Source organism: Vitreoscilla massiliensis (assembly GCF_001457815.1).
In the GTDB taxonomy this organism is placed as follows: Bacteria; Pseudomonadota; Gammaproteobacteria; order Burkholderiales; family Neisseriaceae; genus Vitreoscilla; species Vitreoscilla massiliensis.
The window spans coordinates 388,447-413,428 of the sequence record NZ_LN898221.1; the positions used below are offsets into that span (position 1 = coordinate 388,447).

A 24,982-nucleotide genomic window follows, 5' to 3' on the forward strand; every position below is an offset into this window, starting at 1 on the left:
CGCATTATACGCTTTTGCAGCCAAAATAGCGGCCTGTAAAACTGTAGCAACACTCGAATAATTCATGGCACTGGTGCCGACAAAACAGTACAATGCGCATCTTTATAACCTTGGTGTCTTTACTTCAATCGCACAAAACAGCATTCCTTTTATCTGCAGTACTGGACTGTTAGCCGAAATTGCGTAAAAATAACGACATTACTATCTCGAAACCAGTGTATGAGCGACTTATTGGTCTTGCACGGCCCTAACCTGAATTTGTTGGGTAGCCGCGAACCAGAAATCTATGGTGCCACCACCTTGGCAGACATCAATGCCAAATTAACCGACATGGCACACTCAGCCCATCTCAGCATAGACACATTGCAAAGCAACGCCGAATACGTGTTGCTCGACCGCATCCATGCTGCGCGCTTGGATGGTACGCGCATGATCCTAATCAATCCAGGTGCGTTTACCCACCAAAGCGTGGCCTTGCGCGATGCGTTAACCGGTGTCGCCATACCTTTCTTAGAAATTCACTTATCCAATGTTCATGCACGCGAACCGTTTCGTCATCACTCGTATTTATCCGATGTGGCCAAAGGCGTGATTTGCGGCTTGGGGGTACACAGCTATTACCTCGCCATGCAATACGCCATCACCACATTGAAAGCATAAAAAGGAACCTTCCATGGATTTACGTAAACTTAAAAAATTAATCGACTTGGTTGAAGAATCAGGTATTGCTGAAATCGAAGTAACCGAAGGCGAAGACAAAGTGCGCGTTACCCGCACTTATGCTGCCCCTGCCGCTACTTATGCAGCGCCTGCTCCTGCTTATGCTGCTCCTGCTGCCGCCGCCCCTGTTGCGGCCGTGGCCACTGCTGAAGCAGCAGCCGCTCCGGTGGTGTCTGCTGCCAATGCCTTGAAATCGCCTATGGTAGGTACTTTCTATCGCTCAGCCAGCCCGACTTCAGCAGCTTTCGTTGAAGAAGGTCAAACCGTTAAAGTGGGCGACACCTTGTGCATCATCGAAGCGATGAAATTGATGAATGAAATCGAAGCCGACCGTGCGGGTGTGGTGAAAAAAATCTTGATTACAGATGGTCAGCCAGTTGAATACGGCGAGCCGCTGTTCATCATCGAGTAATATTCCCCACATTCTTTACAGGACGCCTTAGGGCGTCTCTACATTCAAGGCCTAAGACCATGTTCAAAAAAATTCTGATCGCCAATCGCGGTGAAATTGCGTTACGCGTATTGCGTGCCTGCCGTGAATTGGGCATAGAAACCGTGGCTGTGCATTCCGAAGCCGACCGTGAAGCCATTTACGTCAAAATGGCAGATGAATCTGTGTGCATCGGCCCTGCCCAATCTGCACAAAGCTATTTAAACATTCCTGCCATCATCGCCGCTGCCGAAGTCACTGGCGCCGAAGCCATCCACCCCGGTTACGGCTTCTTGTCTGAAAACGCCGATTTCGCCGACCGTGTTGAGCAATCTGGTTTTGTCTTCATCGGCCCGCGTGGCGACACCATCCGTACCATGGGTGACAAAGTGGCCGCCAAAGACGCGATGAAAGCCGCAGGCGTACCGTGCGTACCCGGTTCAGACGGCGCTTTGCCAGACGACCCCGCACAAATGATTAAAATCGGCCGCGAAGTCGGTTACCCTGTCATCATCAAAGCCGCAGGCGGCGGTGGTGGTCGTGGCATGCGCGTGGTTGAACGCGAAGAAGACTTGATTTTGTCGGTGGAAATGACCAAAACCGAAGCCGGTTCTGCCTTTGGCAACTCTACCGTGTACATGGAACGCTATTTGCAAAAACCGCGTCACGTCGAAGTGCAAGTCTTGGCCGATGAACACGGCAATGCCATTTACTTGGCTGAGCGCGATTGCTCTATGCAACGCCGCCACCAAAAAGTCATCGAAGAAGCACCGGCTCCGGGTATTACCGATGCAGAACGCAAAGCCATTGGTGAAGCGTGTGTTGCGGCCTGTAAACGCATCAATTACCGCGGTGCCGGTACGTTTGAATTCTTGTATGAAAACGGCGAATTCTTCTTTATCGAGATGAACACGCGCGTGCAAGTGGAACACCCGATTACCGAAATCATCACCGGTGTTGACATCGTACAAGAGCAAATCTATGTGGCCGCTGGTTTGCCATTGAGCTACAAACAAGAAGACATCGTCATTCGTGGTCATGCGTTTGAGTGTCGCATCAATGCGGAAGACCCGTTTACCTTTGTGCCTAGCCCAGGTTTGATTCAGACTTACCACGCACCGGGCGGCCCTGGCATCCGTGTCGATACCCACATTTACGAAGGCTATTCGATTCCGCCATATTACGACAGCATGATAGGCAAAATCATCAGCTCCGGTCACGACCGTGACAAAGCGATGGCGCGCATGCGTGTGGCCTTGTCAGAATTGGCAGTTACCGGCATCAAAACCAATACCGAATTGCACCGCGAATTGTTTGCCGATCCCGGCTTTATCCAAGGTGGCACCAGCATCCATTACCTCGAACACTGGATGGAAGAACACCACCCTAAAGGCAAGGGAGCGTAAGCATGCCGTTTTTGCAAGTGAACATCGTCGTGCCTTCTAGCCACGCCGAATTGTTATCGGATGAATTGATGGAAGTGGGCGCTTTGTCTACCGCCATTGAAGACGCTTACGCCGGTACCGACAAAGAGCAACCGATTTTTGATGAGCCGAATGAGCCCAGCGCCGAAATTTGGGAACAAAGCCTCATCATCGCCATGTTCGATGCCGATACCGATGTCGATGCAGCAGTGGCGGCTTTGCCCGCCAATATGCGGCCTGTAAAAGAAGCGTATACCATTACCGAAGTGGCCGACCAAGATTGGGTGAAATTGACCCAATCGCAATTCGACCCGATTCATGTATCGGAACGCTTGTGGATCACGCCAACTTGGCACGAAGCGCCAACCGACGGTTCAATTAACATCGAACTCGACCCCGGTTTGGCCTTTGGTACTGGCAGCCACCCAACCACCTTCTTGTGTTTGCGTTGGTTAGACGCCAACATGCCACAAGGTGCGACGGTATTGGATTACGGTTGTGGTTCGGGCATTTTGGCGATTACCGCGGCCAAACTCGGTGCCAGCCATGTGGTCGGTGTCGACATCGACAAGCAAGCCATCCGCGCCAGTCACGACAATGCCGCGCAAAACAATGTCAGCATAGACGTGTACTTGCCGGATGCGCAGCCTGAAGGCCAATTTGATGTGGTGGTGGCGAATATCTTGGCCAACCCACTGCGCATGTTGGGACAAATGTTGGCAGGACGCGTCAAAAATGGCGGTCAAATTGTGTTATCTGGCATTTTGGCCGAACAAGTTGACGAAATCTCTGCGCTGTATCAACAATGGTTCGACATGAAACCTGCTACCATCCAAGACGGCTGGGCCTGCTTATTTGGTACTAAACGTGCTTAAATAACTGTTGTCCTGTGGTTAACCTGTGATAGGCTTATGCTTCGTGCATCAGCACCACACAGGTTAACCTTTTATTTTGTCATTAGGTGAGTTATGACCGAAACGTCACAAGTGGTTTATCACGCACAGTGCCCACACTGCGCAACTATTCGTAAAATCAGTCATGCACAATTACAGGCCGCCAAAGGCTTGGTGCAATGTCGACAATGTGACCAAACTTACCCCGCTCGTGGTAACTTGTTAAAACCCGATCAAGTCAAATTAATCGTAGATCAACCGTCCATCGCCCCGAGTGCGACGCCGACACCGGTCACCATTACCGCACACCCACAAGTCATGACCAATCATGACCTGAACCAAACAAACACCCAAACTACTCCCCATATCGACAGCTTGGATACTCCCAGCGACACCTCCGTCTTGGACGATATTTTCGAGCGCTTGGCGGCCGATGCCAGCATCCAAGCGCCAGCTAGCGAACAAACAGGCGCTGTCCAAGCGGCTGTAGCTACCGGTGATGCCGATGAAACTTCTCCAGTAGCAGCGAAGAAAGTCAAAAGCAGCGGCTTGTTTGCCAAATTGTTATCACGCAAAAACCAACACCAAGAAGCGCATGAGGACGATGAAGCCGACATCATTTTTGAGTCCATCGATTTGGAAGACGGCTTCAAAAACCACAAAGCACAATTGCATGTGGACGCCGATGCGCGGCCACAAGCGGTGTTGATGGAGCACATCAGTGCTGCCGACAGCGATGACATGGTGAAAAAATACCGTGAGAACAAGCAAGCGGCGAATAAGCGGCCTGTAAGCGAAAGCGCCACCGCCGCTGCCGATGCCATATTGGCCACCTTGCAAGGCGCAGGTGCAACGGTGCTCAGCGCCGACAACAAGCCCGCCGCCGAAGCTCCTGCAGCACCAGCGGCCACCACCACCCGCCATGCCGACGACTTTGTGTTTCAACTGCAAGAAGACTTCAGCCTCGACGGTGTTACTGATGACAGCAGCGAACCTGCGCCCAGCAAAGCCAACAAACCGAGCTCGCACCAAAGCAAATTGCAATCATTGTTGGTGCGCGAACAAGCAGACGAACGCGCCCAAGCACCATTGACCGAAGCCGATGTCATCGCGCCCGATTACGATGCCAATAAAGAATGGTTTACCCAATTCTTTAACAGCTTGAACCAAAACCAAGCCATGTCCATCTTGGGCAATCCTGATTTACAGGCCGATAACACCACGCTAGATGAAAACGGTGAACCGATTGCGGCGGCCAAACGCATGCACGACGGCGGCAGCAATACCGTCGCCATGCGCTTGCCTGAAAACAGCATGTTGGTGTTCACCTTAGAGGATGATGGCAGCAGCCACAGCCAATTGTCGTTTATCGATATCCAAGAGCACTTGCCACACAAAAACCCAGAAACCACCCACACCACCATCGTGCAACAAAGCAATCACAATGAGCACACGATATGGACGGTGGCCTGTATCGTGGCGATTTTGGTGCTCATTATTCAGATGTTCTATTATTTCTTGTTACTCACCCCATGACCGAACACACAGAACTCGATTCTTTTGTACGGGCGTTCCGCGAGGCAGCGCCCTATATTCATTATTTGCGCGACAAAACCATCGTCTTGGCCATCAGCAGCCACGTCATTGCCGCCGAGACTTTTCAAGCCTTGGCGCAAGACATCTCCTTGCTCGGCAGCTTGGGCATCAAAGTGGTGGTGGTGCACGGTGTGCGCAAATACATCAATGATTTGATGCAAGAGAGCCACGCCACTTTGCCGTCTTACCAAGGCCGCCGCATCACCAATGAAAAAACACTGGTCAAGGTCAAACAAGCCTGTGGCGAGGTGCGCTTTGATTTGGAAGCGGCATTGTCGGTAGGCTTAAGCAATTCGCCACAATACGGCACGCGCAACCGCTTGGTATCGGGCAACTTCATTTCCGCCAAGCCTTTGGGCGTCATCGATGGCGTCGACATGGGCTATACCGGCACCATACGCCGCATCGACTTCACCCTCATCAAGCAATTGTTGCAACACAATTGCATGGTCTTGGTCAGTCCCATCGGCCATTCGCTCAGTGGCAAGACCTTCAGCCTGTCCATGGACGAGGTTGCGGCCGAAGTGGCCATCGGTTTGCGTGCCGAAAAACTGGTGTTCATCAATGAAGAAGCCGGCATCATCGATGCCGATGGCGCATTGGTGCGCAATCTGTCTGCCAACGAAGCGGCGGCGTTTTTTGAAGCGGTGCCACAGCAAAAAGCGATCAAGCGCTTGTTGCCATCGACTTTGCGCGCCTTACAGCAAGGCGTGAAACGGGTGCAATACATCGGTGCCCACACCGAAGGCAGCTTGTTCAGCGAATTGTTCACCAAAAATGGTTCTGGCACTTCGTTTGCGCAACACGCGTTTGTGCACATCCGCCAAGCCATCAGCGATGACATCCCCGACATCATGCGCATGATACAGCCGCTGGAAGACCAAGGCGTGTTGGTACACCGCAGCCACGATTATTTGGAAAACCACATTGATGAGTTTTCGATTTTGGAACACGACGAGCAAGTGTATGGCTGTGTGGCGCTGAAACGCTTCCAAGGCAGCAATATGGGCGAACTCGCGTGTTTGGTGGTATCTCCCGATGCGCAAGAAGGCGGCTATGGCGAATTGTTGCTGGAGCATGTGCAAAAACAAGCGCGTTCGGCCAAATTGAAAACGCTGTTCTGCCTGTCTACCCATACCGGTGAATGGTTTAGCGAACGCGGCTTTCAAGATGCGACTTTGGCGCAAATCCCATTGGAGCGCCAACGCCAATACCACCAAGACGGCCGCGGCTCACATGTGTATCTGTTGCCGCTTTGATGGGCAAAAACGGCGGCTTCGTTTACAATAAGCGTTTAATCAGCAGCACTATTAAGGAATACAAATGACTCGTATGGTTCAGTGTGTCAAATTGGGCAAAGAGTTGCCAGGCATGAAATTTGCGCCCTTGCCCAATGCTTTGGGACAAAAAATCTTTGAAAATGTGTCACAAGAAGCTTGGAATGGTTGGCTCAGCTACCAAACCATGCTCATCAATGAAAACCGTTTGAGCTTGGCCGATGCGCGTGCGCGTGAATACATTGCCGGTCAAATGGAAAATTACTTCTTTGGCGAGCAAGTAGACGGCATCAGCGGCTACACCCCTCCTTCTGCATAATCAAGACCGGCTCGTGCCGGTTTTTTTATCGCTACGGCCTGTATTGTCACCAAGCTGTCAAATAAGTACATTATCATTTATAAGATTTATTTTGAGGAATAAGCATGCCCCAATCCGCTAATTTACTGTGCCGCGAAATGAGTTTGTTGGCATTTAACCGCCGCGTATTGGCTCAAGCTGAAGACCAACGTGTGCCCTTGCTCGAACGCTTGAAATTCCTGTGCATCGTGTCATCGAATTTGGACGAATTTTTTGAAGTGCGCATGGCATGGTTGAAACAGCAATTGCGCTTGAATCCGCACCAAGCCTTGGCCAATGGCGAATTGCCGCAGCAAGTCATCCACAATGTCATCGCCGAAATTCGCAACATCATCACCACCCAATACCAATTGTTCAACCAAGATTTGCTGCCGGCTTTGCAAGACGAAGGCATACGCTTTTTCCGCCGCCGCGAATGGACAAGCGCCCAAGCCGCTTGGGTAGAAGAGTATTTCCTGCGCGAATTGAAACCGATTTTAACCCCCATCGGTCTGGACCCATCGCACCCATTTCCGCGCTTGATGAACAAATCGCTGAATTTCGCCGTCGAGCTCGATGGCAAAGACGCGTTTGGACGCGAATCGGGCATGGCCATCGTGCAAGCGCCGCGCATCTTGCCGCGCGTGGTGCAATTGCCGCCAGAATTGTGTGACGGCCAATACGGTTTTGTATTCTTGTCATCCATCATGCACGCCCACATCGACACCTTGTTCTCAGGCATGGAAGTGAAAGGCTGCCACCAATTCCGCGTCACCCGCGATTCTGAATTGGCGGTAGACGAAGAAGACTTGAAAAACCTGCGCACCGCCATCCAAGGCGAGTTGCGCGACCGCCAATTCGGCGAAGCCGTGCGTTTGGAAATCACCCACACCTGCCCCGAGCACGTCAGCGATTTTCTGTTGCAGCAATTCCAATTGAGTGATGAAGCGATGTACGTGGTCAATGGTCCGGTCAACTTGGTACGCTTAATGGCGGTCACCGACATGGTAGACCGTCCCGATTTAAAGTTTCCTTTGTTCCGGTCCAGCATCCCAAAAAAGTTACGCCAGCGCGAAAAGATGTTTGAAAACATCGCCGCGCAAGATGGTTTGCTCCACCATCCTTACCAGTCGTTCCAACCCGTGGTCGACATGATACGCCAAGCCGCCAAAGACCCGGCTGTGGTGGCGATTAAAATGACGATATACCGCACCGGCAGCAATTCCGACTTGGTCAAAGCCTTGTTACAGGCCGCATTGGCTGGCAAACAAGTGACGGTGGTAATGGAATTGATGGCGCGTTTCGATGAAGAAACCAACGTCAATTGGGCCAGTCAATTGGAACGCGTCGGCGCGCACGTGGTGTATGGCGTGTTCGGCTACAAAGTGCATGCCAAAATGGCCTTAATCATTCGCCGTGAAAATGGCTTGCTCAAGTCTTACGCCCACTTGGGCACCGGTAATTACCACCAAGGCACCTCGCGCCTCTACACCGACTTGGGTTTGTTTACCGCCAACGAGCAAATCACCCAAGACGTGAACCAATTGTTTATGGAAATCACCGGCTTGGGCCAGCCCAGTCGCTTGAACAAATTGTTCCAAAGCCCGTTCACCCTGCACAAAATGCTGCTCAATAACATCGAGCGCGAAATGGCGCATGTCAAAGCCGGCGGCGCCGGCCACGTCATTGCCAAAATGAACTCTTTAATTGAACCGTCCATCATCCAAAAACTGTACGAAGCCAGCCAAGCCGGCGTGAAAATCGAACTCATCGTGCGCGGCATGTGTGTGCTCAAGCCGGGCATAGAAGGCTTATCGGAAAACATCCGTGTGCGCTCGCTGGTGGGCCGCCTGCTCGAGCACTCGCGCGTGTTTTACTTCGGTAACAACGGCGACAGCGAAGTGTTTATCTCCAGCGCCGACTGGATGGGTCGCAACTTCTTCCGCCGCATCGAAACCTGTGTACCGGTACTAGACCCGCAATTAAAACAACGCGTCATCCGCGAAACCCTGAGCTTGGCTTTAGAAGACAACGCCCAAGCCTGGGACATGCAAAGCGACGGCACTTACCTGCGCGACCACCCAGTTGGCAACGAGCACGAAACCAATTTACAAACCATCTTGATGCATGAGTATAGTTTGTAAGTGGTTTATGTTTAATCAAGCACAAAAGCGGCCTGTAAACCCCATAGTAGGGTTTACAGGCCGCTTTTTATTCCCTAGGCTGCACTGAATTGATGAGATTGCATTAGCCACCGAATATCAACACGGGTATCGTTCTGGCCGAATGAATTTGCAATGAAGATCCAAATGCTTGCTGAAAACGCATTATTTATCGGCATTTTTCTTTGCCTTTCGATGCCATTTAGCCGCTTTTTTTAAGTCACGCTTCACGCCATGGCCTAGTTGGTACATGTCTCCTAGGTGCTTCTGGGCCAAGCCATGATTTTGTTCTGCGGCCAAACGGTACCATTTCACTGCTTCTGTATGGTTTTGTTTCACACCACGGCCTGTTTGGTACATCAAGCCAAGATTAAACTGTCCGGTAGCGATATCTTGTTCAGCCGCCAAACGATACCATCTCACCGCTTCTGCATCATCTTGTTCTACACCATGGCCATTTAGGTACATCTCTCCAAGATTGTTCTGGGACACACCATGATTTTGTGCCGCTGCCAAACGATACCAATTCAGCGCTTGTGCATCATCTTGTTTCACACCACGACCTGTGTGATACATCAGGCCAAGATTAAACTGTCCACTAGCAAGACCTTGCTCGGCTGCCAAACGATACCATCTCACCGCTTCTGCATCGTCTTGTTCTACTCCATGGCCGTCTTTATACATCCCTCCAAGATTTTTTTGAGCCATGGCGTTCTGTTGTTCCGCCGCCTGTCGATACCACTTTACCGCCTCTGCGTAATCTTGCTCTACACCTTTACCATCTTCATACATCACGCCAAGATTATTCTGAGCACTTTTCTCCCCCTGAGTCGCCGCCAAACGATACCACTTAAGTGCTTTGGCATAATCTTGTTGCACACCATGGCCATTTGCATACATCACACCAAGATTACTCTGAGCCAGTGCATGATTTTGCTTGGCCGCCAAGCGAAAATACTTCAGTGCTTTTATATCATTTTGCTTCAAACCATGACCATTACGATACATAATACCCATATTATTTTGTGCAAAATCAAATCCTTGATGCACAGACAAACGCAACCACTTAATCGCCTCTGCATAATCTTGTTTCACCCCATAACCATTTCTATACAACCATCCCAAATTATTTTGAGCGAATTTCTCCCCCTGCTCTGCCGCTAAACGATACCAATACACTGCCTGCGTATAATCTTGTGTCACACCGAGGCCTTGTTCATACAATCCCCCAACATTGGTCATGGCAGTTTTTTCACCTTGCTCCGCCGCCAAACGGTACCATTTCATCGCCTCTGTATAATCTTGTTCTACACCATAGCCATTTCTGTACATCCAACCCAGATTGCTCTGAGCCATTTTAAGACCTTGTTCCGCTGCCAAGCGATACCATTTCAGCGCTTTTACTAGGTCTTTTTCTATGCCATAACCATTTTTATACAATCCACCAAGCCCGATTTGAGCGTAGCCAATACCCTGTTCTGCAGCCAATAAGTACCACTTATGCGCTTTTGTATAATCTTGTTTTACACCATAGCCATATTTATACATCACACCCAGTTGCCACTGAGCCATATCAACACCTTGCTTTGCCGCCACACGAAACCATTTGAACGCTTTAGCATAATCTTGTGGCACGCCACGACCATATTTGTGCATCCAACCCAAATGAAACTGAGCTGACTCCAAACCTTGTTTCGCCGCCAAACGATACCATCTCACCGCCTCAGCATCATCTTGTTGCACGCCACAGCCATACTCATACATCCTACCCAAGTGAAACTGCGCCGCCTCAAGACCTTGTTTTGCTGCCAAGCGATACCATTTCACTGCTTCTGCATCATCTTGTTCCACACTCAAACCATGAGCATACGCCCAGCCTAAATTAAACTGTCCATCATCCAGACCTTGCTCAGCCGCCAAACGATACCATTTCACCGCCTCAGCATAGTCTTGTTTCACACCCAAACCATATTCATATGCCCAAGCAAGATGAAACTGGGCAGTATCAAGACCTTGTTCCGCCGCCAAACGAAACCACTTCACGGCTTGTGTGTGACTTTGTGCGACACCCTGACCATTTAGATACATCAGGCCAAGATTAAACTGAGCCGATTGTTCACCTTGCAGCGCCGCCAAGCGGTATTGTCTGGCAGACTTTTTAAGATTCAGGACAACTTGGTCAGCATCGAATTCAGTTTCAATCTGTTTTTTTGACATTTTTTCCTCCATCAAAGCCAGCTAACAAGCCACATGTGCCCTAATTCAGCAGGTGCACAGCTTGAACAAAGTGCGTTCAACACTTTCTCTAAACAGGCTTTTAAATATGCTTATGCAAACCAACCTTATCACAGAAAAACCAACACTGTAGCCCAAGTCTATTTTTTTTGATTTGAGTCTTTGAGGCCAGTCCGCCTTAACAAAACTTGGAAGCAATTCTTTCTTCACCTGCACTCAGCTTGCCCCTGACGGTGCCATCCTATTACCAGAAAAATGCTCAAGCAATCACTGCAAAAGCGGCCTGTAAACCCCATAGTAAGGTTTACAGGCCGCTTTAATGATTACGACAACAATATTTACTTGGCTTTCGACAACAGCGCCAAACACACAAATATCAATCCCATGCCCAGCCAGCCTATGCTGGCGAGTTGTTCGCCGACCAAGACGATGGCCAATAAGGCGGCGACCAAGGGTTCAAACAGGGTTAAGGTGATGGCGCGGCTGGCGGGAATGTGTTTCAAGCCGAAACCAAACAACACATAGCCGATGAACATGGGAATGAGCATCATATAGGCCAAGACGGCAATGTGGGTGGTGTTGGCCAAGACATTGCCGCCGCTGAAATACAGGCTAGGCAACAAAATCAGCGCACCCAAGCCGAAAATCATGCCCATCGCGGCTTTGGCGGCTATGCCGTGTTGCATCAGTTTTTTCGCTACCCATGAATACAAGGAATAGGTCAAACCGGCGAGCAAGCCCAAACCTATGCCCAAGGCTTTGTCGCTAGTGGCAGCGCTTGCGGCCGCATCTGGCGACGCTTCACCCACCGACAACAACAATACCCCCAATACGCCAAACACAAAGCTGACAAACCACAACATTGATAAAGGTTTGCGGTCGAACACCCGTTCTAAAATGGCGGTGAACAAGGGCGCGGTGCCAATAGACACCACCGTGCCGACGGTAATGCCGGCGTAATGCATGGACGAATAAAACGCCAATGGGTAGATTGCCACCGACACCACACCCACAGCCAACAAGGCTTTTTGCGCTTTAATCTGCTGCCAATACTGAGCGATGCTGCTGCGTGCGAGCAAGGCTTGTAACAAGCCGCCGCCGCCCATCGCCACGGCACCTATGGCCAACGGGCTTAAATGCGGTGCGAACGAAGCGGCTGTGCCGGTTGTGCCCCACAAAAAGGCCGCTGCCAATACCGCCATAAAACCCCATTGCTGATGCTGCTGTGCCGCCACACTCATGCTGCCACCTCTTGCAACACCAAGGCCTGCGCCATCGCGCGGGCGGTGACGATGTGTTCACTGTTGCCTGCCAAACCTGCGCGCGTGATGGCACCTTCGAGCACAAATGACAACAATAAAGACAGGTGTTTGACTTTGTCCGCATCGGCAAATAACTGGCTTAAATGCCCTGCCAAGATTGCTTCGACTTCTTGCTTGTGCAGGTTGACCGCCGTACGTTCGGGCGTGTTAGCGCCGAATTCGGCCGCCGCATTGAGCAAACCGCAACCACGAAAACCGTTTTCATACTCGCATTCAGCATGGTCTTGGTAGGCATCGAATACCGCCATAATGCCTTCAACCGGCGTGTTCACGTGTTGCGCACGCAGTGCATACAAGTCCAACCATTCTTGGTGGCGGGCGGCGATGTAAGCCGTGACCAAATCGGCTTTGGTGGGAAAATGATTGTACAGCGACATCTTGGCGACATTGGCACGGGCGATGATGCTGTTGATGCCGCTGCTGTTAATGCCTTGGTTGTAAAACATGCTGGCGGCAGCATCGAGGATTTTGTCTTTGGCGGTGCTCATTTTGATCTCAACTAGACAGACTGGTCTACCCATAATAATCAACTCACGCGGATTTGCCAAATGATTTTTGCAAAACAATCAATAGACTGTGTTACCCGATGCCATTCCAACATTAAAACAAGCGACCTGTAAGCGCTGTTGTGACTAAATGTAGGGCCATACTCAGCGCCTTACTTGTCTGTACAAATACGGCTCCCAACCCATCCGCAGCCATAGATGCGGGTTAACAAACACACTTCTGCTTGCTCTGTGTCGGTTAAAGGCAGCATTGCTGCAAGTGCAGGCAATAGGTGTTTTATCCTCATCTTATTCAGTAAGGCTTTAAACCAATAAAAGCGGCCTGTAAATCGTTTACAGGCCGCTTTTAAATACTGAATTAACTATCCGTGCTTATTTCGGATTATTGCTGTGCAACACGCGCATGGCTGCTTCCATATCGCCGGTTAAGATGTCGTTGATTTCACAGCGGGTGCGCCAAATGGCGTCGTCTATCGCCTCTCTGTCGTCGCGGCTGGGTTTGTTGAGCACATAGCCCGATACCAAATTGCGGTCGCCGGGGTGGCCTATGCCCAAACGCACGCGCCAAAAGTCGGCGCTGCCCATTTTCGCTTGGATGTCTTTCAAGCCATTGTGGCCGCCGTTGCCACCGCCTTTTTTCAGGCGCACATGACCAGGGGGAATGTCGAGTTCATCGTGCAAGACCAATAAATCTGACACCGGAATTTTAAAGAAATTGGCCAAAGCGCCGACGGCTTGGCCGGATTTGTTCATGTAAGTCGATGGTTTCATCAACCACACTTCGCCATTGGGCGTGTTGGCCTTGGCCACTTCGGCGTAATATTTTTTGTCTTCGCGAAACGACGCGCCCCAAGTGGCGGCCAATTCGTCCAATAACCACCAGCCAGCATTGTGGCGGGTGTGTGCGTATTCGGGGCCGATGTTACCAAGGCCCACAATCAATTGTATGCTCATGCTTCGTTTTCTTTGTTTTTCGCGGCGCGGCGGCGGCGGTTTTCTTTTGGGTCTATCAATAAGGGACGGTATAGCTCAACACGGTCGTGCGCTTCCAACACCGTGTCGGCCGCCACGGCCTTGCCATACACGCCCAGTGGATAGTCTTGGGTGTGCGGGTGCTCAACATACAGGCCGCTTAATTGGGCGGCCTGTAAAGCCGTTGTGCCCTCGTCCACTTCCAAGGCCACCACATATTGCTGTTCTTTGGTGGCATACACCACTTCGACGGGGATTTTATTTGCCATGGCGTTTGTCGGCTTCTTTGATAAAGGAATCGACCAAGGTGCCAGAAATGCGGCCAAACACGGGCGCGATGATGTGTGAAATCAAGCCACTGGCAAATTCATATTGCAATTGAAAATCGATGCGGCAACCGATGTCGCCAAACGGGGTGAATTTCCAAATGCCTTCTAGCGATTTAAACGGCCCTTCCAACAATTGCATGCGGATTTCGCGGCCATCTGTATTGGTATTGCGGGTAGAAAAACTCTGTTTCAAACGCATATAGTCTATGCCTACCGTGGCTTCCACCACATTGGCCTCGCGCTTGTGCACCACCGATTGATTGCACCAAGGCAGAAAATCCGCGTAATGTTCAATATCGTCAACCAAAGCAAACATTTGCTCTGCTGTGTGTGTCACCAAGACATTTTTCTTAACGGTGTTCATGTACTCGTCTTCAATCTGGGTTGATTTCAAAATTCTTTGCTGGCATGGAGGCGGTTTTTCGTGTGCACGGCACATTGGCAACAGCGTCAAGACAGGTTAGCGCCATTTGAAGTACTGCAAACCTTGGTCAATTGATGACCGCAATGCCTTACGCAGCAATCACAGCGCTGGTTTCAATCCATTATCAACCATAGCGTGAGCTTTACAGGCCGCATCAACAGAGAAATCAAACACGTTAGAGAACTTGTGCGTTCATACCATATGTTTGGCACAGCGCCCATGCACCGCGCTTGCACCACCGAATTGTCTGCACCACCGCGCCTTAACAGCCAGCACGTGCAAGCTTTGCAATGCTTGCCCATCTGTGCAGATGCAACAAAGCGCTATTATGCCATCAATTACCTGTTGGCGAAAATCCACGTAAGCGTCGCTTTCTGTTAAAATAGCGGCCTGTAATTTTAGGGGGCGCTGTCATGAGCATCATCAGCAATAAAAAAGCCTTCCACGACTACTTCATCGAAGAGCAGCTGGAAGCAGGTTTGGTATTAGAAGGATGGGAAGTCAAAGCCATCCGCGCTGGCCGTGTGCAAATCAAAGAAAGCTATGTGTATTACCGTGATGGCGCTTTTTATTTAATCGGCTGCCACATCACCCCTTTGCCTGAAGCCTCTACCCATGTGAAACCCGATGTCACCCGTTCGCGCAAATTGCTGATGAAGCAAGGCGAAATCGAGAAATGGTTTGGCAAGGTCGAACGTGCTGGTTTGACAGTGGTGCCGCTGAATTTGCATTACAGCCGTGGTCGCATCAAAGCCGACATCGGTTTGGCCAAAGGTAAAAAACTACACGACAAACGTGAAAGTGAGAAAGATAAAGACTGGCAGCGCGAAAAACAACGCATCATGAAACATTCCAACAATGATTCTTAAGAAGGCGTTCTAAAACATGCGCAGTCGCTCTTTGTTTATTCCTTTGTTTTTAATCGTGATGGGCAGTTTGTGGTTCATCAAATCCATCGATTTGATGCCAGAAACCTCGTCCATCATCGCCATCGGTTTGGCGGTCTTGGGTTTGGTGGTGTTGATCACCGACGGCATCAACAAGCAATCGTTGGTTGCCGGCCCTTTCTTAATGTATTTGGGCGCGGCCGTGTATTTGTATTACGAAGAATGGTTTCGCATTTCCCACATTTTATCGGTGGGCATGGTGGTCTTGGGGTCTTTATTGCTGATTTCACGCAGCAGCTTGGTGCCAGACAAATATGCCCGCCCTCTGTTTCCTCCACAAGATTGATTTGAGAATTTCTGATGGACAAAATCCTGATTTTAGATTTCGGCTCACAAGTGGCGCAGCTGATTGCGCGTCGTGTGCGTGAAGCCCATGTTTATTGTGAATTACACCCGTTTGACATGTCTTTAGCAGACATCAAAGCATTTAATCCTAGCGGCATTATTTTGTCTGGCGGCCCTAACTCTGTGTATGAATCCGATTATCAAGCCGACACTGGCTTATTGGAATTGGGTGTACCGGTATTGGGCATTTGCTACGGCATGCAATGGATGGCGCATGTGATGGGCGGCGAAGTGACGCCAGGCAACCAACGCGAATTTGGTTACGCCGAAGTGGCGATTGAGCCTAACCGCTTGACCGATGGTTTGAGCGACGACAGCCACATGTTGGAAGTGTGGATGAGCCATGGCGACAAAGTGGCCAAATTACCACAAGGCTTTGACGTAGTCGGCCATACCCCAAGCTGCCCGATTGCCATCATGCAAAACCCAACCAAAAACTTCTACGGCGTGCAATTTCACCCCGAAGTGACCCACACCATCAAAGGCCGTGAGTTGTTAAACCGCTTTGTGTTGGACATTTGCGCGGTCAAACCAAGCTGGACCATGCCCAATTACATCGACGAAGCCATCGCCAAAATCCGCGAACAAGTCGGTACTGACGATGTGATTTTGGGTTTGTCAGGCGGCGTGGATTCTTCTGTCGCTGCAGCCTTGATCCACCGCGCCATCGGCGACCAATTGACTTGTGTGTTTGTTGACCACGGCTTGTTGCGCCTGAATGAAGGCAAAATGGTGATGGACATGTTTGCGCGCAACTTGGGTGTGAAAGTCATCCATGTTGATGCTTCGGTTGATTTCATGGGCAAATTGGCCGGTGAAACCGATCCTGAGAAAAAACGCAAAATCATCGGCGCCGAATTCGTGGAAGTGTTCCAACGCGAATCGGGCAAATTGACCAATGCCAAATGGTTGGCACAAGGCACCATCTACCCTGACGTGATTGAATCGGCCGGCGGCAAGAAAAACAAAGCCCACGCCATCAAATCGCACCACAATGTCGGCGGCTTGCCAGAAGACATGCATTTGCAATTGCTCGAACCACTGCGCGATTTGTTCAAAGACGAAGTGCGCGAATTGGGCGTGGCCTTGGGTTTACCGCGCGAAATGGTTTACCGTCACCCATTCCCAGGCCCAGGCTTGGGCGTACGCATCTTGGGCGAAGTCAAAGCCGAATACGCTGATTTATTGCGCCGTGCTGACGACATTTTCATCCAAGAATTGCGCAATTTCAAAGACGAACAAGGCGTGTCTTGGTACGACAAGACCAGCCAAGCGTTTGCCGTATTCTTGCCAGTGAAATCAGTCGGTGTAATGGGCGATGGCCGCACTTACGATTACGTGGTCGCTTTGCGCGCCGTAATCACCAACGACTTCATGACCGCACATTGGGCTCACCTGCCTTACGATTTATTGGGTACTGTGTCTAACCGCATCATCAACGAAGTGCGTGGCATCAACCGCGTGGTTTACGACGTGTCTGGTAAGCCACCAGCCACCATCGAATGGGAATAGTAGCAAAGCTAATCTTTAGTTATCACAGCTTCTCATAATCACTTAAAAGCCCTGATTTAATTGGGGCTTTTCTTATCACTGCTTCTCATAGCCTCTCATCTCATCTCACTTAAAATACAGTATCACACACAGTATCGTCGATATGCTATTATTAATTCACCATTCTGATACTGTATCGCCATGCTAAATGACACCAAAATCAAGGCTTTAAAGCCACAAGAGAAACAATACAGGGTTACTGACCGTGACGGCTTGTATCTTGTCGTCCTGCCAACTGGCACAAAGACGTTCCGCTACGATTACAAAATCAATGGACGCAGAGAGACCTACACAATTGGCGTGTATGGAATTGTTACGCTAGCTCGTGCGCGTGAAATGCTCTTAGAAGCCAAACGATTGCTGGCAGATGGTATTAGCCCAAGTCAGCACAAGCAGGACAAGCGGCAATTTGAAAGCGAGAACACGCTTGGCGCTTGGTGGAAAAAATATCTAGATGCTAACCAAGGTTTTGCGGCTGGCACGCTCAAAATGAAAATATCAACATACAAGAAAGATATTGAGCCGAATTTCTCAAATAAATTGCTTTCTGAAATTAAGACAAACCACATACGCAAGTTGTGTGAAGATATTAACGAGCGTGGCGCACCCACAACAGCAGTGCGAGTAAAGACCATCTTCAATGAAATTTACAATCTTGCGATTATAAAGGGAATGGATATTCCAAACCCAGCTACTGCAATAATCAGCAAAGGAATTTATGCAAAAGTTTCTCGCAACAGAGCTTTGTCGTCAAACGACATAAGACAATTTATTATTAAATTAAATGAGTCTGAGCTATACCCCGCCATCAAATTGTCAATTGAAATATTGCTTTATACCATGCTGAGAAAATCGGAAGTGGTAAACGCAAAATGGGATGAAATTGATTTTGAATCGAAAATGTGGACAATTCCTGCTGAGCGCATGAAAGCTCGTCGCGCTCACAATGTCTACTTATCTGAACAGGTAATTTCGCGCCTGAAAGATTTGCAAGTTTATTCGCGTGGCTCTGATTTTGTTTTCCCTGCTCGAGGTAACAAGACAAAGCCAATGGCAGTTTCAAGCACAAATCGCGGCGCAAATGAAACCATTGAAAAACTAAATGGAAAAGTTGAGCCGTTTGTTATTCATGACTTTCGACGAACCGCATCAACTATTTTGCATGAAAAGGGTTACAACACTGACCACATCGAAAAGTGCTTAGCACACGTTGATGGCAGTGTTAGGGGTGTGTACAACAAAGCAGAATATGAGTCCGAGCGTCGAATCTTAATGCAAGACTGGGCTGATATGATTGACGAATGGGTCAAATAGCCTAATCGCACCGCACAATGTAAAGATTGGATTATTTTGCGGTCACATCTTATACTACTGCATTAAGTGCAATAACAATAATCACGGTAAAGCATCATGAAATTCCCCGAAATAGGATACACACCAAACAACTTGCGTACATTAATCGAATCTACTGGATTGAGTCAGACAGCTTGGGCAGAAGAAAACGGATATCCGTTAAATCGAGTGCAACGCTGGCTAATGAGTACAGACAAGACCAGTCATGCAGACATGCAGCTTGCGGATTGGGAAAAGTGCTTGCTGAAGTACTGTAAAGATGTGTAAACAACAAAAGCAGTGCTTGTTTTACTGCATTTAACGCAGTAATATACACACATGGCAGCAAACAACAGCATCCACCCGCAAGAGGCCAGCGGTTTTAAATGGTCTTAAACAAAAGGAATAACAAAATGACTACCAAAAAAATCGTAAACATCAATGCTCAAGATGGTTTCTCTACCGAAATCCACGAAATTCAATTTTTCAATCAATCTTTCATACGCGGCGATGGCGAAGAAATCAACGCATACGGCGCAAACGTGGCAGTACAAGTGGGCGATACAGGTATCGTAATGATTTGCTTACATGGAAATGATGATGAAGCTGGCTGTTCTTGGCCTGATAACTATTATGACTGGTCGGAAGAAGATGCCGCATTCCAAGAGTATGTGGAATCAGAATTCACAGCCCGCGAATTTTTAGAGTGTTTGGAAAATGATAACGGCTTAGAAAACAATCGCGAATACTTAAAAGAGAATGGATTTGAGTATTTCAAATAAGTAAATTAAGCCAAGCCCCCAAGGGGGCTTTTGTCTTACGATCCACAGGAAAACCATCATGATAGCCACTCATTCCAACAAAGCCATTGATTCGCGCATGAAACAAGAACCCATCCGCGCCCGCATTGGCGTATCCAACCCCGCCATTTTTGGCAGCCACTTACTGCCACTGACTTACTTTGCCGCGCCATTTAGCGCCGCCGACATACGCCACGAGCGCGAACAGGCGGCAGAGGCCAACGCTCAGCAATTATCATTAGACGAAATTGGCATCGAATTGCCAGATATTGAAGACGGCCGCATTAAGCAATTGTTGGTGCCGTACTTGAATGATTATGCAGCCGTGACACCTGTGCCTAGCCTTGCTGTGATGAAGGCATTAAATGAAGAAAAATTAGCCAGCCACCATTGGCACTGCTTGCAACCTGTAGGCGCTGCGGCGTCTAATCACGGCGACCCGATTGCAGCAAAGCGTGGATTTATCAAGCTTCAGCACAACAAGTGCACAGGCGATATGTACAGCGGCCGCTTTCACAAATCATTTGTGCTGTTCACTGCCTACGCTCAAAATATTAACATGTCAGCTTGCTATGTGAGCATGGGTTTACCAGCGCTTACGGGCATTGGCGGCGCAGTGCATGTTCTTGAGCGTGAGACTGGCTTGGCCTTGTCATTCGGATTTGGCATTAAGAATATCGAAAATCTTACCCACGCATCACGCGGTGCTAACTCACATCGCACTGCGCTCAAGCATCAAAAAGCCATGCCGATGGTTGTGAGCAATGAGGTTACAAGCAATGCCGAAATAGCGATTATTATTGCATGCGATGACGCGGACAAAGCTCAAGCAATCATTGCCGCTTGTGACAAATTGCAACGCCTGTGCGGCGGCTCATTGTTTGAGCAGCAAGCAAGATTTGTATCAAACAACGACTTGCCCCCGTATTTTTGGTATGCCCAATTTGATGATTTTGAATCTGACGATTGGAGAGGCTACATAACGGCCATCAATCAGCGATCCGCCAAATTGGTGCAATCAGGCTATGCCCTACTTGAGCAGCCAAGACCCAAGAAGTTGGCGCGAAATTACCCGCATGCATGGGCGGAGCCAGTGTTTTCTTTAATCAAGTTGGGCAGTCCGCCTGATTTTTTCAGGCTTGAACATGTTGATGGGAATTGCTTAATGTGGACAAGTACAGGCGAATAAACAAAACCCCGCACAAAGCGGGGTCTTTAAATTAGGCTGCTTATTCAGCAGTATGAGCACTCTTAAAATAATAGCAGCTTTTCTAATCTGCTTATTCAGTAGTGATTCACTTGAATGTCGTAATATTTAAAAGCTGCTTGCTCAGCAGTGAATGCACTATAGATAAATTTTTGATTTTGGTCAAATCAATAAAGCCCCAATCGGAGCTTTTGTCACTTCAGTGCAGCTTCAAACTGACGCGCATACCCTGCTGTCAATTCTGCTTTATCCGTACCATTAATGATTCGACGCGCACCCACATAGTCTGCCTTTGCATTGATGTAATCAGACAGCTTCTTGCCCGTAAACCATCCCTCACGCATACCAGCAATCAAGATTTGCGCCGCATATGTCGGATTTAACGCTAACTCAGGATGATTCACCAAGTCCACACAAATCTTGTCGCCTGCTCGTTTGTAGTTAGTCAGCCATGTCAATTGGACGTAACCCCTGCCATAATAAACATGTGGCAAGCCAACATAGCGCGAGCCGTCTATATCAATGTTCTGGCCATACTTGCGCCCTCGCCCTTTGCCATATTCCTCAATCGGCAGCATGGTTGCGGCTGTTTCATGATAAGCAGTAGCCAGCATGTAGGCCATCTCCTGCGCGGACAGCCCACCATCTTGCTCAAACGCATCAAGCAAAAAATTAAGGCCATCAACTTGGGATTGTGACAGCCTTTTGAATAGAGAGCGGATGGATGCAAAAAATTGCGGCCTATTAATCATTTCATGCCCTCACTTCGATTGCTGATTACCCGCTCCCATGCGGCAGTAAAAATATCAATCGCCTTACCACCCAGGTATCCTGACATGGATACTGACGCACATAAGATGCCCGTCATCTCTGCTGAGCCTGTAAAATCCAAATACAGCCAAAATGTTAAGAATCCAGCAAATGACGCAATGAACAAATCCCCAAGCGTCTTTATCATCCATACGCTAAGTGACATTTTCGTACCCTCCTTGGGATAGCGCCGAATTGCATCCACCATCCCACCAAACATCGACAACGCGGCAACAAGTACCCATGTTTTAAGCTGCGTGATTAAATCATCCATATATACCCCATAAAAAAATCCCACCGATTTGGTGGGTTATTTAAATTCCGCTTCTGTTTGTGATTCAGTCAGTTTTTTGACTGTCTGTACCTTGCCGTCTTTAATCTCAGCAGTCTGATTGTATTTTGCTTGCGTCACTTTTACAGTGTCACCATCTACTGCGACTTTAACCTTATTGCCATCCTTGTCGCACAAAATACGCTCTTTTTCGCAAGACTTGTACTTATCAAGCACTTGATTGTTAAGCTCTGGGCACAAAGGCTCAAAGCAGCCTTTTTCTTTGTTCCAAGTTAGATGATTGCGGTCTGGAGCTGGCCATTTTGACTTTGGCGGCGGTAAGTCGCATACCGCATTGTATTCTGCTGAGCAGTTTTGACGCGTCACACTGACTAAGTATGTTCTGTGACATGCGCTGTCATAACAGCCGCCAAGTGAACCCGTGAAACTACCACCAAGCTGGTCTCTTGCTTCTTGAGATAAGTTTGGATTACCCAAGCAGAATGTATTTGCTTCTCCAACTGTTTGAGAGTATCCCGTGGTTTCACTAGTAATTACACCATCTGTTGATGCTTTTGATGTTGCTTTCCAGTAATAGCCTGTCTCGTATGATGGGTCTGTAGGCTGCTCTTTGCAGTCCTCAAAACCTGTTGGGTACTGCTCTGAACCATCATTACCGAGTCCATCAATCTTGACCTTTTCACCCGTTTCACAATCGTACAAGTCTTCAAGTCTATCGAACTTATCTCCTTGCTTGATTTGCTTTCCCGCATCACCTGCTCCATCCCCTTTTTCTGCGCCACTCGATTCTTCACCCTCTGGCACTGTGTCAGAATCAAGCGAACCACCACCACCTGCACCACCTGAGCGCCCTGCCGTACGGTCAATTGCGCCACCTACGCGCCCACTTTCAAGTCCTGATGACTGGTCTTTTATGCCAAGAAACTTGCGCCACGACTCCCGATTGCTTTGGTTTGTACTCATGCCACCAACTCCTGCAAGTCGTTTGGAATGCCCATTTCCACTGTGGTTTTCGCTTCAATTTCCATCGTTTCAGTGCTTTCTTCTTCTATTTCGTCTGCAATCACTTGAAACTCAACCTCTTGACCAAATGTGACGCCACGGTCTGTGTAGGTTTCTTCTCGTATCAAGCCGTTGGCTTTGTAATACAAGAAACGCTGACCAGTTGCTATACTCGGCATACCCCCCTGCTCATCCGCCCAATCTAAATAATCTTCTTCGTCATCAAATACTTGTGCATTCATTTCAATCGTATGAACACCAAGATTGCCGTTGTATGTAGGGTTTGCAAACAAATTTAAAGCCGCTCTCGGCGGCTGTATGTTTTGTACTGAGTAGGTTTGATTGAGAGCGCTTGAAAACAGCTTGTATGTCACTTCAGTGTGCGCCCATTTATTTGTTAAATCCAAATCATGAACCACACGCGCAACTTTGAATCGCCCCTTTACATGTTGAAAATCAATATCATGCGTCTGGGTGACATTGAATTGCGGCGCAAATTTACTTGTTCTAAGCGTCATCTCAATACTACGATGACTAGACAGTATTTGCGTTTCAGCGACTTGTTTTGCAACATTTAAAGCATTCTGCAATGCACCTTTGTCAATATTGTCAGCACGTCGCGTCCAGTACCCATTTGATTGCTTTTCCGCTCCGCTTCGCACAGGATTTTTGTAAGTATTGTAGTTTTCCCACCGCTTGATTTTTCTGTCAGTAGCATCTTCGCGGTCTTGATATACGGTGATATTAAGCGTTGATTCACGTTCTTCGTAACGTCCAATTGATGCGTTATTCTGTACTGTAACTTCAATCATTTCTTCAATGGGCTGCGCCCAGCGCGTCGAAAGCTTGAGTGATGCGGATTGCGCAAACATATTTGTTAAGTCAGTTACAGTGCGGAAATCGTGGGAATCATTATCTTCATTGTCAGCAGGTGTAAATGTTCCATTCTTTGGATTCCACCTCATTGGAGCAGGATTGCCACCACGCCATGAGCACATATAAATGCCACTTGGATGCAGTCCTTTGCTTGAGTAATCCGACATTACCCAGCCCGTGCCTTGAGCTGCTGATTTAATTGTGGCGTTAGCAGGCGGTTGTCCCCACGTTGCATAGTCGCACACTGAATAGCCGCTGTTAAAGTAATATCCACGTTCTGCGTGATAGAGCAAATCCCATTGATGCTGGAGTTTAATCACCACCTTGTTGATGATGTTTTCTTGTGATAAGACACTATTATTTGCATTCAAACGCAAAATATCGCACGCACCGAGCATGTAATCTGCCGTCTGCTTTGGCATCCAAGACGTGACTATAGGATTGCCATTGATGAAATCCAATGATGCTGGAATCGTGCTTAAACGGTCGTTAACAAGCGACCTCTTGTCATCGTATTCATCAAGCTTTCTGAATACGTTTACATCATGCACGCCGATTGCGTTGATTTGCGCATCTGTCATCTTTTCAAACAAGCGTTCGCGCGGTGCTACTGCATTCCATTCAATCCACAAATTGCCAATTTGATAAGTGCTGGCATCAAATTTGCCCTCATACAGCACATAAGCCGGCTTATTTGGACGTGTCAACTCAATGCGCATTGGCTTGTTCAAATGTCGATACAGCTCAACACGCTCACCCGTGTTTTGCTTGAACACCATTTTTGCAGTCGAGGCTTTATCTTCTTCAAATGTGACTTGAATAGATTGCATGTAGTCGCAAATCGGGATTTCGACACCATCACTGACAATGCGAATGCCGAATGCGCCAAAGTCATCAAATGCGACACTAGAAGAAAATGGGTATTGCTGCTGAGTGCTTGAAACATATTGCGAAACTACAGCCAAATCACCGTTATAGCTTGCAGTTACACTCTCAGCTACTGAGCACAAATCACCGCTATACTCGATATTCAAAATGACAGATTGTTTAAATACGGCCAAGTCACCACTGTATAAAATACCGACAGTTTGCGATGTAAGGCATAAATCACCCTCATAATCAACGGGCGCAAATTCAGAAGCAGAATTTTTAACTGCCAACTTACTTGTTGCAAGACGTTGATTTGCTAACAT

General features: G+C 48.6%; 25 protein-coding genes. 15 read left to right on the forward strand and 10 right to left on the reverse strand.

The features are described 5' to 3' along the window. The first annotated feature begins 219 nt into the window (after window positions 1–219). The 8 genes from aroQ to ppk1 all read left to right on the forward strand — a co-directional run bounded on the left by aroQ (window position 220) and on the right by ppk1 (window position 8,821). Window positions 220–660, forward strand: a complete 441-nt coding sequence (aroQ, locus tag BN3003_RS13365) for a type II 3-dehydroquinate dehydratase (protein ID WP_058357156.1) — start codon at window positions 220–222, stop codon at window positions 658–660. Window positions 661–673: 13 nt separating this feature from the next. Further along, entirely contained in the window at window positions 674–1,132 is a 459-nt protein-coding gene (gene accB, locus BN3003_RS13370) for an acetyl-CoA carboxylase biotin carboxyl carrier protein (RefSeq protein WP_058357157.1), read from the forward strand. 59 nt (window positions 1,133–1,191) lie between these two features. Further along, window positions 1,192–2,556 (forward strand): acetyl-CoA carboxylase biotin carboxylase subunit, encoded by a 1,365-nt coding sequence (gene accC, locus BN3003_RS13375; RefSeq protein WP_058357158.1) that lies wholly within the window; start codon window positions 1,192–1,194, stop codon window positions 2,554–2,556. 2 nt (window positions 2,557–2,558) lie between these two features. Beyond that, window positions 2,559–3,449 carry a 50S ribosomal protein L11 methyltransferase gene (gene prmA / locus BN3003_RS13380; protein WP_058357159.1) on the forward strand — a complete coding sequence of 297 codons (891 nt, stop codon included), beginning with the start codon at window positions 2,559–2,561 and terminating at the stop codon, window positions 3,447–3,449. Window positions 3,450–3,542: 93 nt separating this feature from the next. Continuing rightward, window positions 3,543–5,003, forward strand: a complete 1,461-nt coding sequence (locus BN3003_RS13385) for an MJ0042-type zinc finger domain-containing protein (RefSeq protein WP_058357160.1) — start codon at window positions 3,543–3,545, stop codon at window positions 5,001–5,003. Next, window positions 5,000–6,322 carry an amino-acid N-acetyltransferase gene (argA, locus tag BN3003_RS13390; RefSeq protein WP_058357161.1) on the forward strand — a complete coding sequence of 441 codons (1,323 nt, stop codon included), beginning with the start codon at window positions 5,000–5,002 and terminating at the stop codon, window positions 6,320–6,322. Before BN3003_RS13385 ends, argA begins: the two co-directional genes overlap by 4 nt. Before the next feature lie 64 nt (window positions 6,323–6,386). Continuing rightward, the gene (locus BN3003_RS13395; RefSeq protein ID WP_058357162.1) at window positions 6,387–6,659 is read left to right on the forward strand and encodes an oxidative damage protection protein; all 273 of its coding nucleotides are present in this window, start codon (window positions 6,387–6,389) and stop codon (window positions 6,657–6,659) included. A 104-nt stretch (window positions 6,660–6,763) separates the two neighbouring features. After that, window positions 6,764–8,821 carry a polyphosphate kinase 1 gene (gene ppk1, locus BN3003_RS13400; protein WP_058357163.1) on the forward strand — a complete coding sequence of 686 codons (2,058 nt, stop codon included), beginning with the start codon at window positions 6,764–6,766 and terminating at the stop codon, window positions 8,819–8,821. A 183-nt stretch (window positions 8,822–9,004) separates the two neighbouring features. Here ppk1 and BN3003_RS13405 read toward each other — a convergent pair whose 3' ends face one another. The 6 genes from BN3003_RS13405 to BN3003_RS13430 form a co-directional block, all read right to left on the reverse strand. Then, window positions 9,005–11,056 carry an SEL1-like repeat protein gene (locus tag BN3003_RS13405; protein ID WP_159061455.1) on the reverse strand — a complete coding sequence of 684 codons (2,052 nt, stop codon included), beginning with the start codon at window positions 11,054–11,056 and terminating at the stop codon, window positions 9,005–9,007. 356 nt (window positions 11,057–11,412) lie between these two features. Beyond that, window positions 11,413–12,315, reverse strand: a complete 903-nt coding sequence (locus tag BN3003_RS13410) for a DMT family transporter (protein WP_058357164.1) — start codon at window positions 12,313–12,315, stop codon at window positions 11,413–11,415. After that, the gene (locus BN3003_RS13415) at window positions 12,312–12,884 is read right to left on the reverse strand and encodes a TetR/AcrR family transcriptional regulator (RefSeq protein ID WP_058357165.1); all 573 of its coding nucleotides are present in this window, start codon (window positions 12,882–12,884) and stop codon (window positions 12,312–12,314) included. Before BN3003_RS13415 ends, BN3003_RS13410 begins: the two co-directional genes overlap by 4 nt. Before the next feature lie 390 nt (window positions 12,885–13,274). Then, window positions 13,275–13,856, reverse strand: coding sequence for an aminoacyl-tRNA hydrolase (gene pth / locus BN3003_RS13420; protein WP_058357166.1), 582 nt, complete (start codon window positions 13,854–13,856; stop codon window positions 13,275–13,277). After that, window positions 13,853–14,143: an RnfH family protein gene (locus BN3003_RS13425; protein ID WP_058357167.1), complete on the reverse strand. Its 291-nt coding sequence runs from the start codon at window positions 14,141–14,143 to the stop codon at window positions 13,853–13,855. Before BN3003_RS13425 ends, pth begins: the two co-directional genes overlap by 4 nt. Next, entirely contained in the window at window positions 14,133–14,567 is a 435-nt protein-coding gene (locus BN3003_RS13430; protein ID WP_058357168.1) for a type II toxin-antitoxin system RatA family toxin, read from the reverse strand. Before BN3003_RS13430 ends, BN3003_RS13425 begins: the two co-directional genes overlap by 11 nt. 473 nt (window positions 14,568–15,040) lie before the next feature. On the opposite strand from BN3003_RS13430, the gene smpB reads away from it, so the two are divergent. From smpB to BN3003_RS13465, 7 genes are all read left to right on the forward strand, one after another. Beyond that, the gene (gene smpB / locus BN3003_RS13440; protein ID WP_058357170.1) at window positions 15,041–15,496 is read left to right on the forward strand and encodes an SsrA-binding protein SmpB; all 456 of its coding nucleotides are present in this window, start codon (window positions 15,041–15,043) and stop codon (window positions 15,494–15,496) included. 16 nt (window positions 15,497–15,512) lie between these two features. Beyond that, window positions 15,513–15,860 (forward strand): hypothetical protein, encoded by a 348-nt coding sequence (locus tag BN3003_RS13445; RefSeq protein WP_058357171.1) that lies wholly within the window; start codon window positions 15,513–15,515, stop codon window positions 15,858–15,860. A 14-nt stretch (window positions 15,861–15,874) separates the two neighbouring features. Next, window positions 15,875–17,431, forward strand: a complete 1,557-nt coding sequence (gene guaA, locus BN3003_RS13450; protein ID WP_058357172.1) for a glutamine-hydrolyzing GMP synthase — start codon at window positions 15,875–15,877, stop codon at window positions 17,429–17,431. Between the two features lie 180 nt (window positions 17,432–17,611). Next, window positions 17,612–18,784 (forward strand): tyrosine-type recombinase/integrase, encoded by a 1,173-nt coding sequence (locus tag BN3003_RS13455; protein ID WP_058357173.1) that lies wholly within the window; start codon window positions 17,612–17,614, stop codon window positions 18,782–18,784. Between the two features lie 96 nt (window positions 18,785–18,880). Continuing rightward, window positions 18,881–19,090, forward strand: coding sequence for a helix-turn-helix domain-containing protein (locus BN3003_RS18475; RefSeq protein WP_082625671.1), 210 nt, complete (start codon window positions 18,881–18,883; stop codon window positions 19,088–19,090). A 125-nt stretch (window positions 19,091–19,215) separates the two neighbouring features. Next, window positions 19,216–19,584 carry a hypothetical protein gene (locus BN3003_RS13460; protein ID WP_058357174.1) on the forward strand — a complete coding sequence of 123 codons (369 nt, stop codon included), beginning with the start codon at window positions 19,216–19,218 and terminating at the stop codon, window positions 19,582–19,584. Between the two features lie 97 nt (window positions 19,585–19,681). Further along, window positions 19,682–20,791, forward strand: a complete 1,110-nt coding sequence (locus BN3003_RS13465; protein ID WP_147645442.1) for a hypothetical protein — start codon at window positions 19,682–19,684, stop codon at window positions 20,789–20,791. A 212-nt stretch (window positions 20,792–21,003) separates the two neighbouring features. On the opposite strand, the gene BN3003_RS13470 is transcribed toward BN3003_RS13465, so the two are convergent. The 4 genes from BN3003_RS13470 to BN3003_RS13485 are packed head-to-tail and all read right to left on the reverse strand — an operon-like array spanning window position 21,004 to window position 24,982. Next, entirely contained in the window at window positions 21,004–21,561 is a 558-nt protein-coding gene (locus tag BN3003_RS13470) for a glycoside hydrolase family 19 protein (protein WP_058357176.1), read from the reverse strand. Further along, window positions 21,558–21,893, reverse strand: coding sequence for a phage holin family protein (locus tag BN3003_RS13475; protein WP_058357177.1), 336 nt, complete (start codon window positions 21,891–21,893; stop codon window positions 21,558–21,560). Before BN3003_RS13475 ends, BN3003_RS13470 begins: the two co-directional genes overlap by 4 nt. 36 nt (window positions 21,894–21,929) lie before the next feature. After that, the gene (locus BN3003_RS13480; RefSeq protein ID WP_058357178.1) at window positions 21,930–22,874 is read right to left on the reverse strand and encodes a hypothetical protein; all 945 of its coding nucleotides are present in this window, start codon (window positions 22,872–22,874) and stop codon (window positions 21,930–21,932) included. Next, entirely contained in the window at window positions 22,871–24,982 is a 2,112-nt protein-coding gene (locus BN3003_RS13485) for a hypothetical protein (protein WP_058357179.1), read from the reverse strand. Before BN3003_RS13485 ends, BN3003_RS13480 begins: the two co-directional genes overlap by 4 nt.

Bases quoted from the DNA above. Each gene is read 5' to 3' on its own strand.
- prmA (WP_058357159.1), top strand. From the start codon at position 2,559: ATGCCGTTTTTGCAAGTGAACATCGTCGTGCCTTCTAGCCACGCCGAA.
- aroQ (WP_058357156.1), top strand. From the start codon at position 220: ATGAGCGACTTATTGGTCTTGCACGGCCCTAACCTGAATTTGTTGGGT.
- ppk1 (WP_058357163.1), top strand. From the start codon at position 6,764: ATGCCCCAATCCGCTAATTTACTGTGCCGCGAAATGAGTTTGTTGGCA.
- BN3003_RS13395 (WP_058357162.1), top strand. From the start codon at position 6,387: ATGACTCGTATGGTTCAGTGTGTCAAATTGGGCAAAGAGTTGCCAGGC.
- argA (WP_058357161.1), top strand. From the start codon at position 5,000: ATGACCGAACACACAGAACTCGATTCTTTTGTACGGGCGTTCCGCGAG.
- accB (WP_058357157.1), top strand. From the start codon at position 674: ATGGATTTACGTAAACTTAAAAAATTAATCGACTTGGTTGAAGAATCA.
- BN3003_RS13425 (WP_058357167.1), bottom strand. From the start codon at position 14,143: ATGGCAAATAAAATCCCCGTCGAAGTGGTGTATGCCACCAAAGAACAG.
- BN3003_RS13465 (WP_147645442.1), top strand. From the start codon at position 19,682: ATGAAACAAGAACCCATCCGCGCCCGCATTGGCGTATCCAACCCCGCC.
- BN3003_RS13430 (WP_058357168.1), bottom strand. From the start codon at position 14,567: ATGAACACCGTTAAGAAAAATGTCTTGGTGACACACACAGCAGAGCAA.
- BN3003_RS13445 (WP_058357171.1), top strand. From the start codon at position 15,513: ATGCGCAGTCGCTCTTTGTTTATTCCTTTGTTTTTAATCGTGATGGGC.
- BN3003_RS13385 (WP_058357160.1), top strand. From the start codon at position 3,543: ATGACCGAAACGTCACAAGTGGTTTATCACGCACAGTGCCCACACTGC.
- accC (WP_058357158.1), top strand. From the start codon at position 1,192: ATGTTCAAAAAAATTCTGATCGCCAATCGCGGTGAAATTGCGTTACGC.
- BN3003_RS13460 (WP_058357174.1), top strand. From the start codon at position 19,216: ATGACTACCAAAAAAATCGTAAACATCAATGCTCAAGATGGTTTCTCT.
- BN3003_RS13475 (WP_058357177.1), bottom strand. From the start codon at position 21,893: ATGGATGATTTAATCACGCAGCTTAAAACATGGGTACTTGTTGCCGCG.
- BN3003_RS13485 (WP_058357179.1), bottom strand. From the start codon at position 24,982: ATGTTAGCAAATCAACGTCTTGCAACAAGTAAGTTGGCAGTTAAAAAT.
- smpB (WP_058357170.1), top strand. From the start codon at position 15,041: ATGAGCATCATCAGCAATAAAAAAGCCTTCCACGACTACTTCATCGAA.
- BN3003_RS18475 (WP_082625671.1), top strand. From the start codon at position 18,881: ATGAAATTCCCCGAAATAGGATACACACCAAACAACTTGCGTACATTA.
- BN3003_RS13470 (WP_058357176.1), bottom strand. From the start codon at position 21,561: ATGATTAATAGGCCGCAATTTTTTGCATCCATCCGCTCTCTATTCAAA.
- guaA (WP_058357172.1), top strand. From the start codon at position 15,875: ATGGACAAAATCCTGATTTTAGATTTCGGCTCACAAGTGGCGCAGCTG.
- BN3003_RS13415 (WP_058357165.1), bottom strand. From the start codon at position 12,884: ATGAGCACCGCCAAAGACAAAATCCTCGATGCTGCCGCCAGCATGTTT.
- BN3003_RS13480 (WP_058357178.1), bottom strand. From the start codon at position 22,874: ATGAGTACAAACCAAAGCAATCGGGAGTCGTGGCGCAAGTTTCTTGGC.
- BN3003_RS13405 (WP_159061455.1), bottom strand. From the start codon at position 11,056: ATGTCAAAAAAACAGATTGAAACTGAATTCGATGCTGACCAAGTTGTC.
- pth (WP_058357166.1), bottom strand. From the start codon at position 13,856: ATGAGCATACAATTGATTGTGGGCCTTGGTAACATCGGCCCCGAATAC.
- BN3003_RS13410 (WP_058357164.1), bottom strand. From the start codon at position 12,315: ATGAGTGTGGCGGCACAGCAGCATCAGCAATGGGGTTTTATGGCGGTA.
- BN3003_RS13455 (WP_058357173.1), top strand. From the start codon at position 17,612: ATGCTAAATGACACCAAAATCAAGGCTTTAAAGCCACAAGAGAAACAA.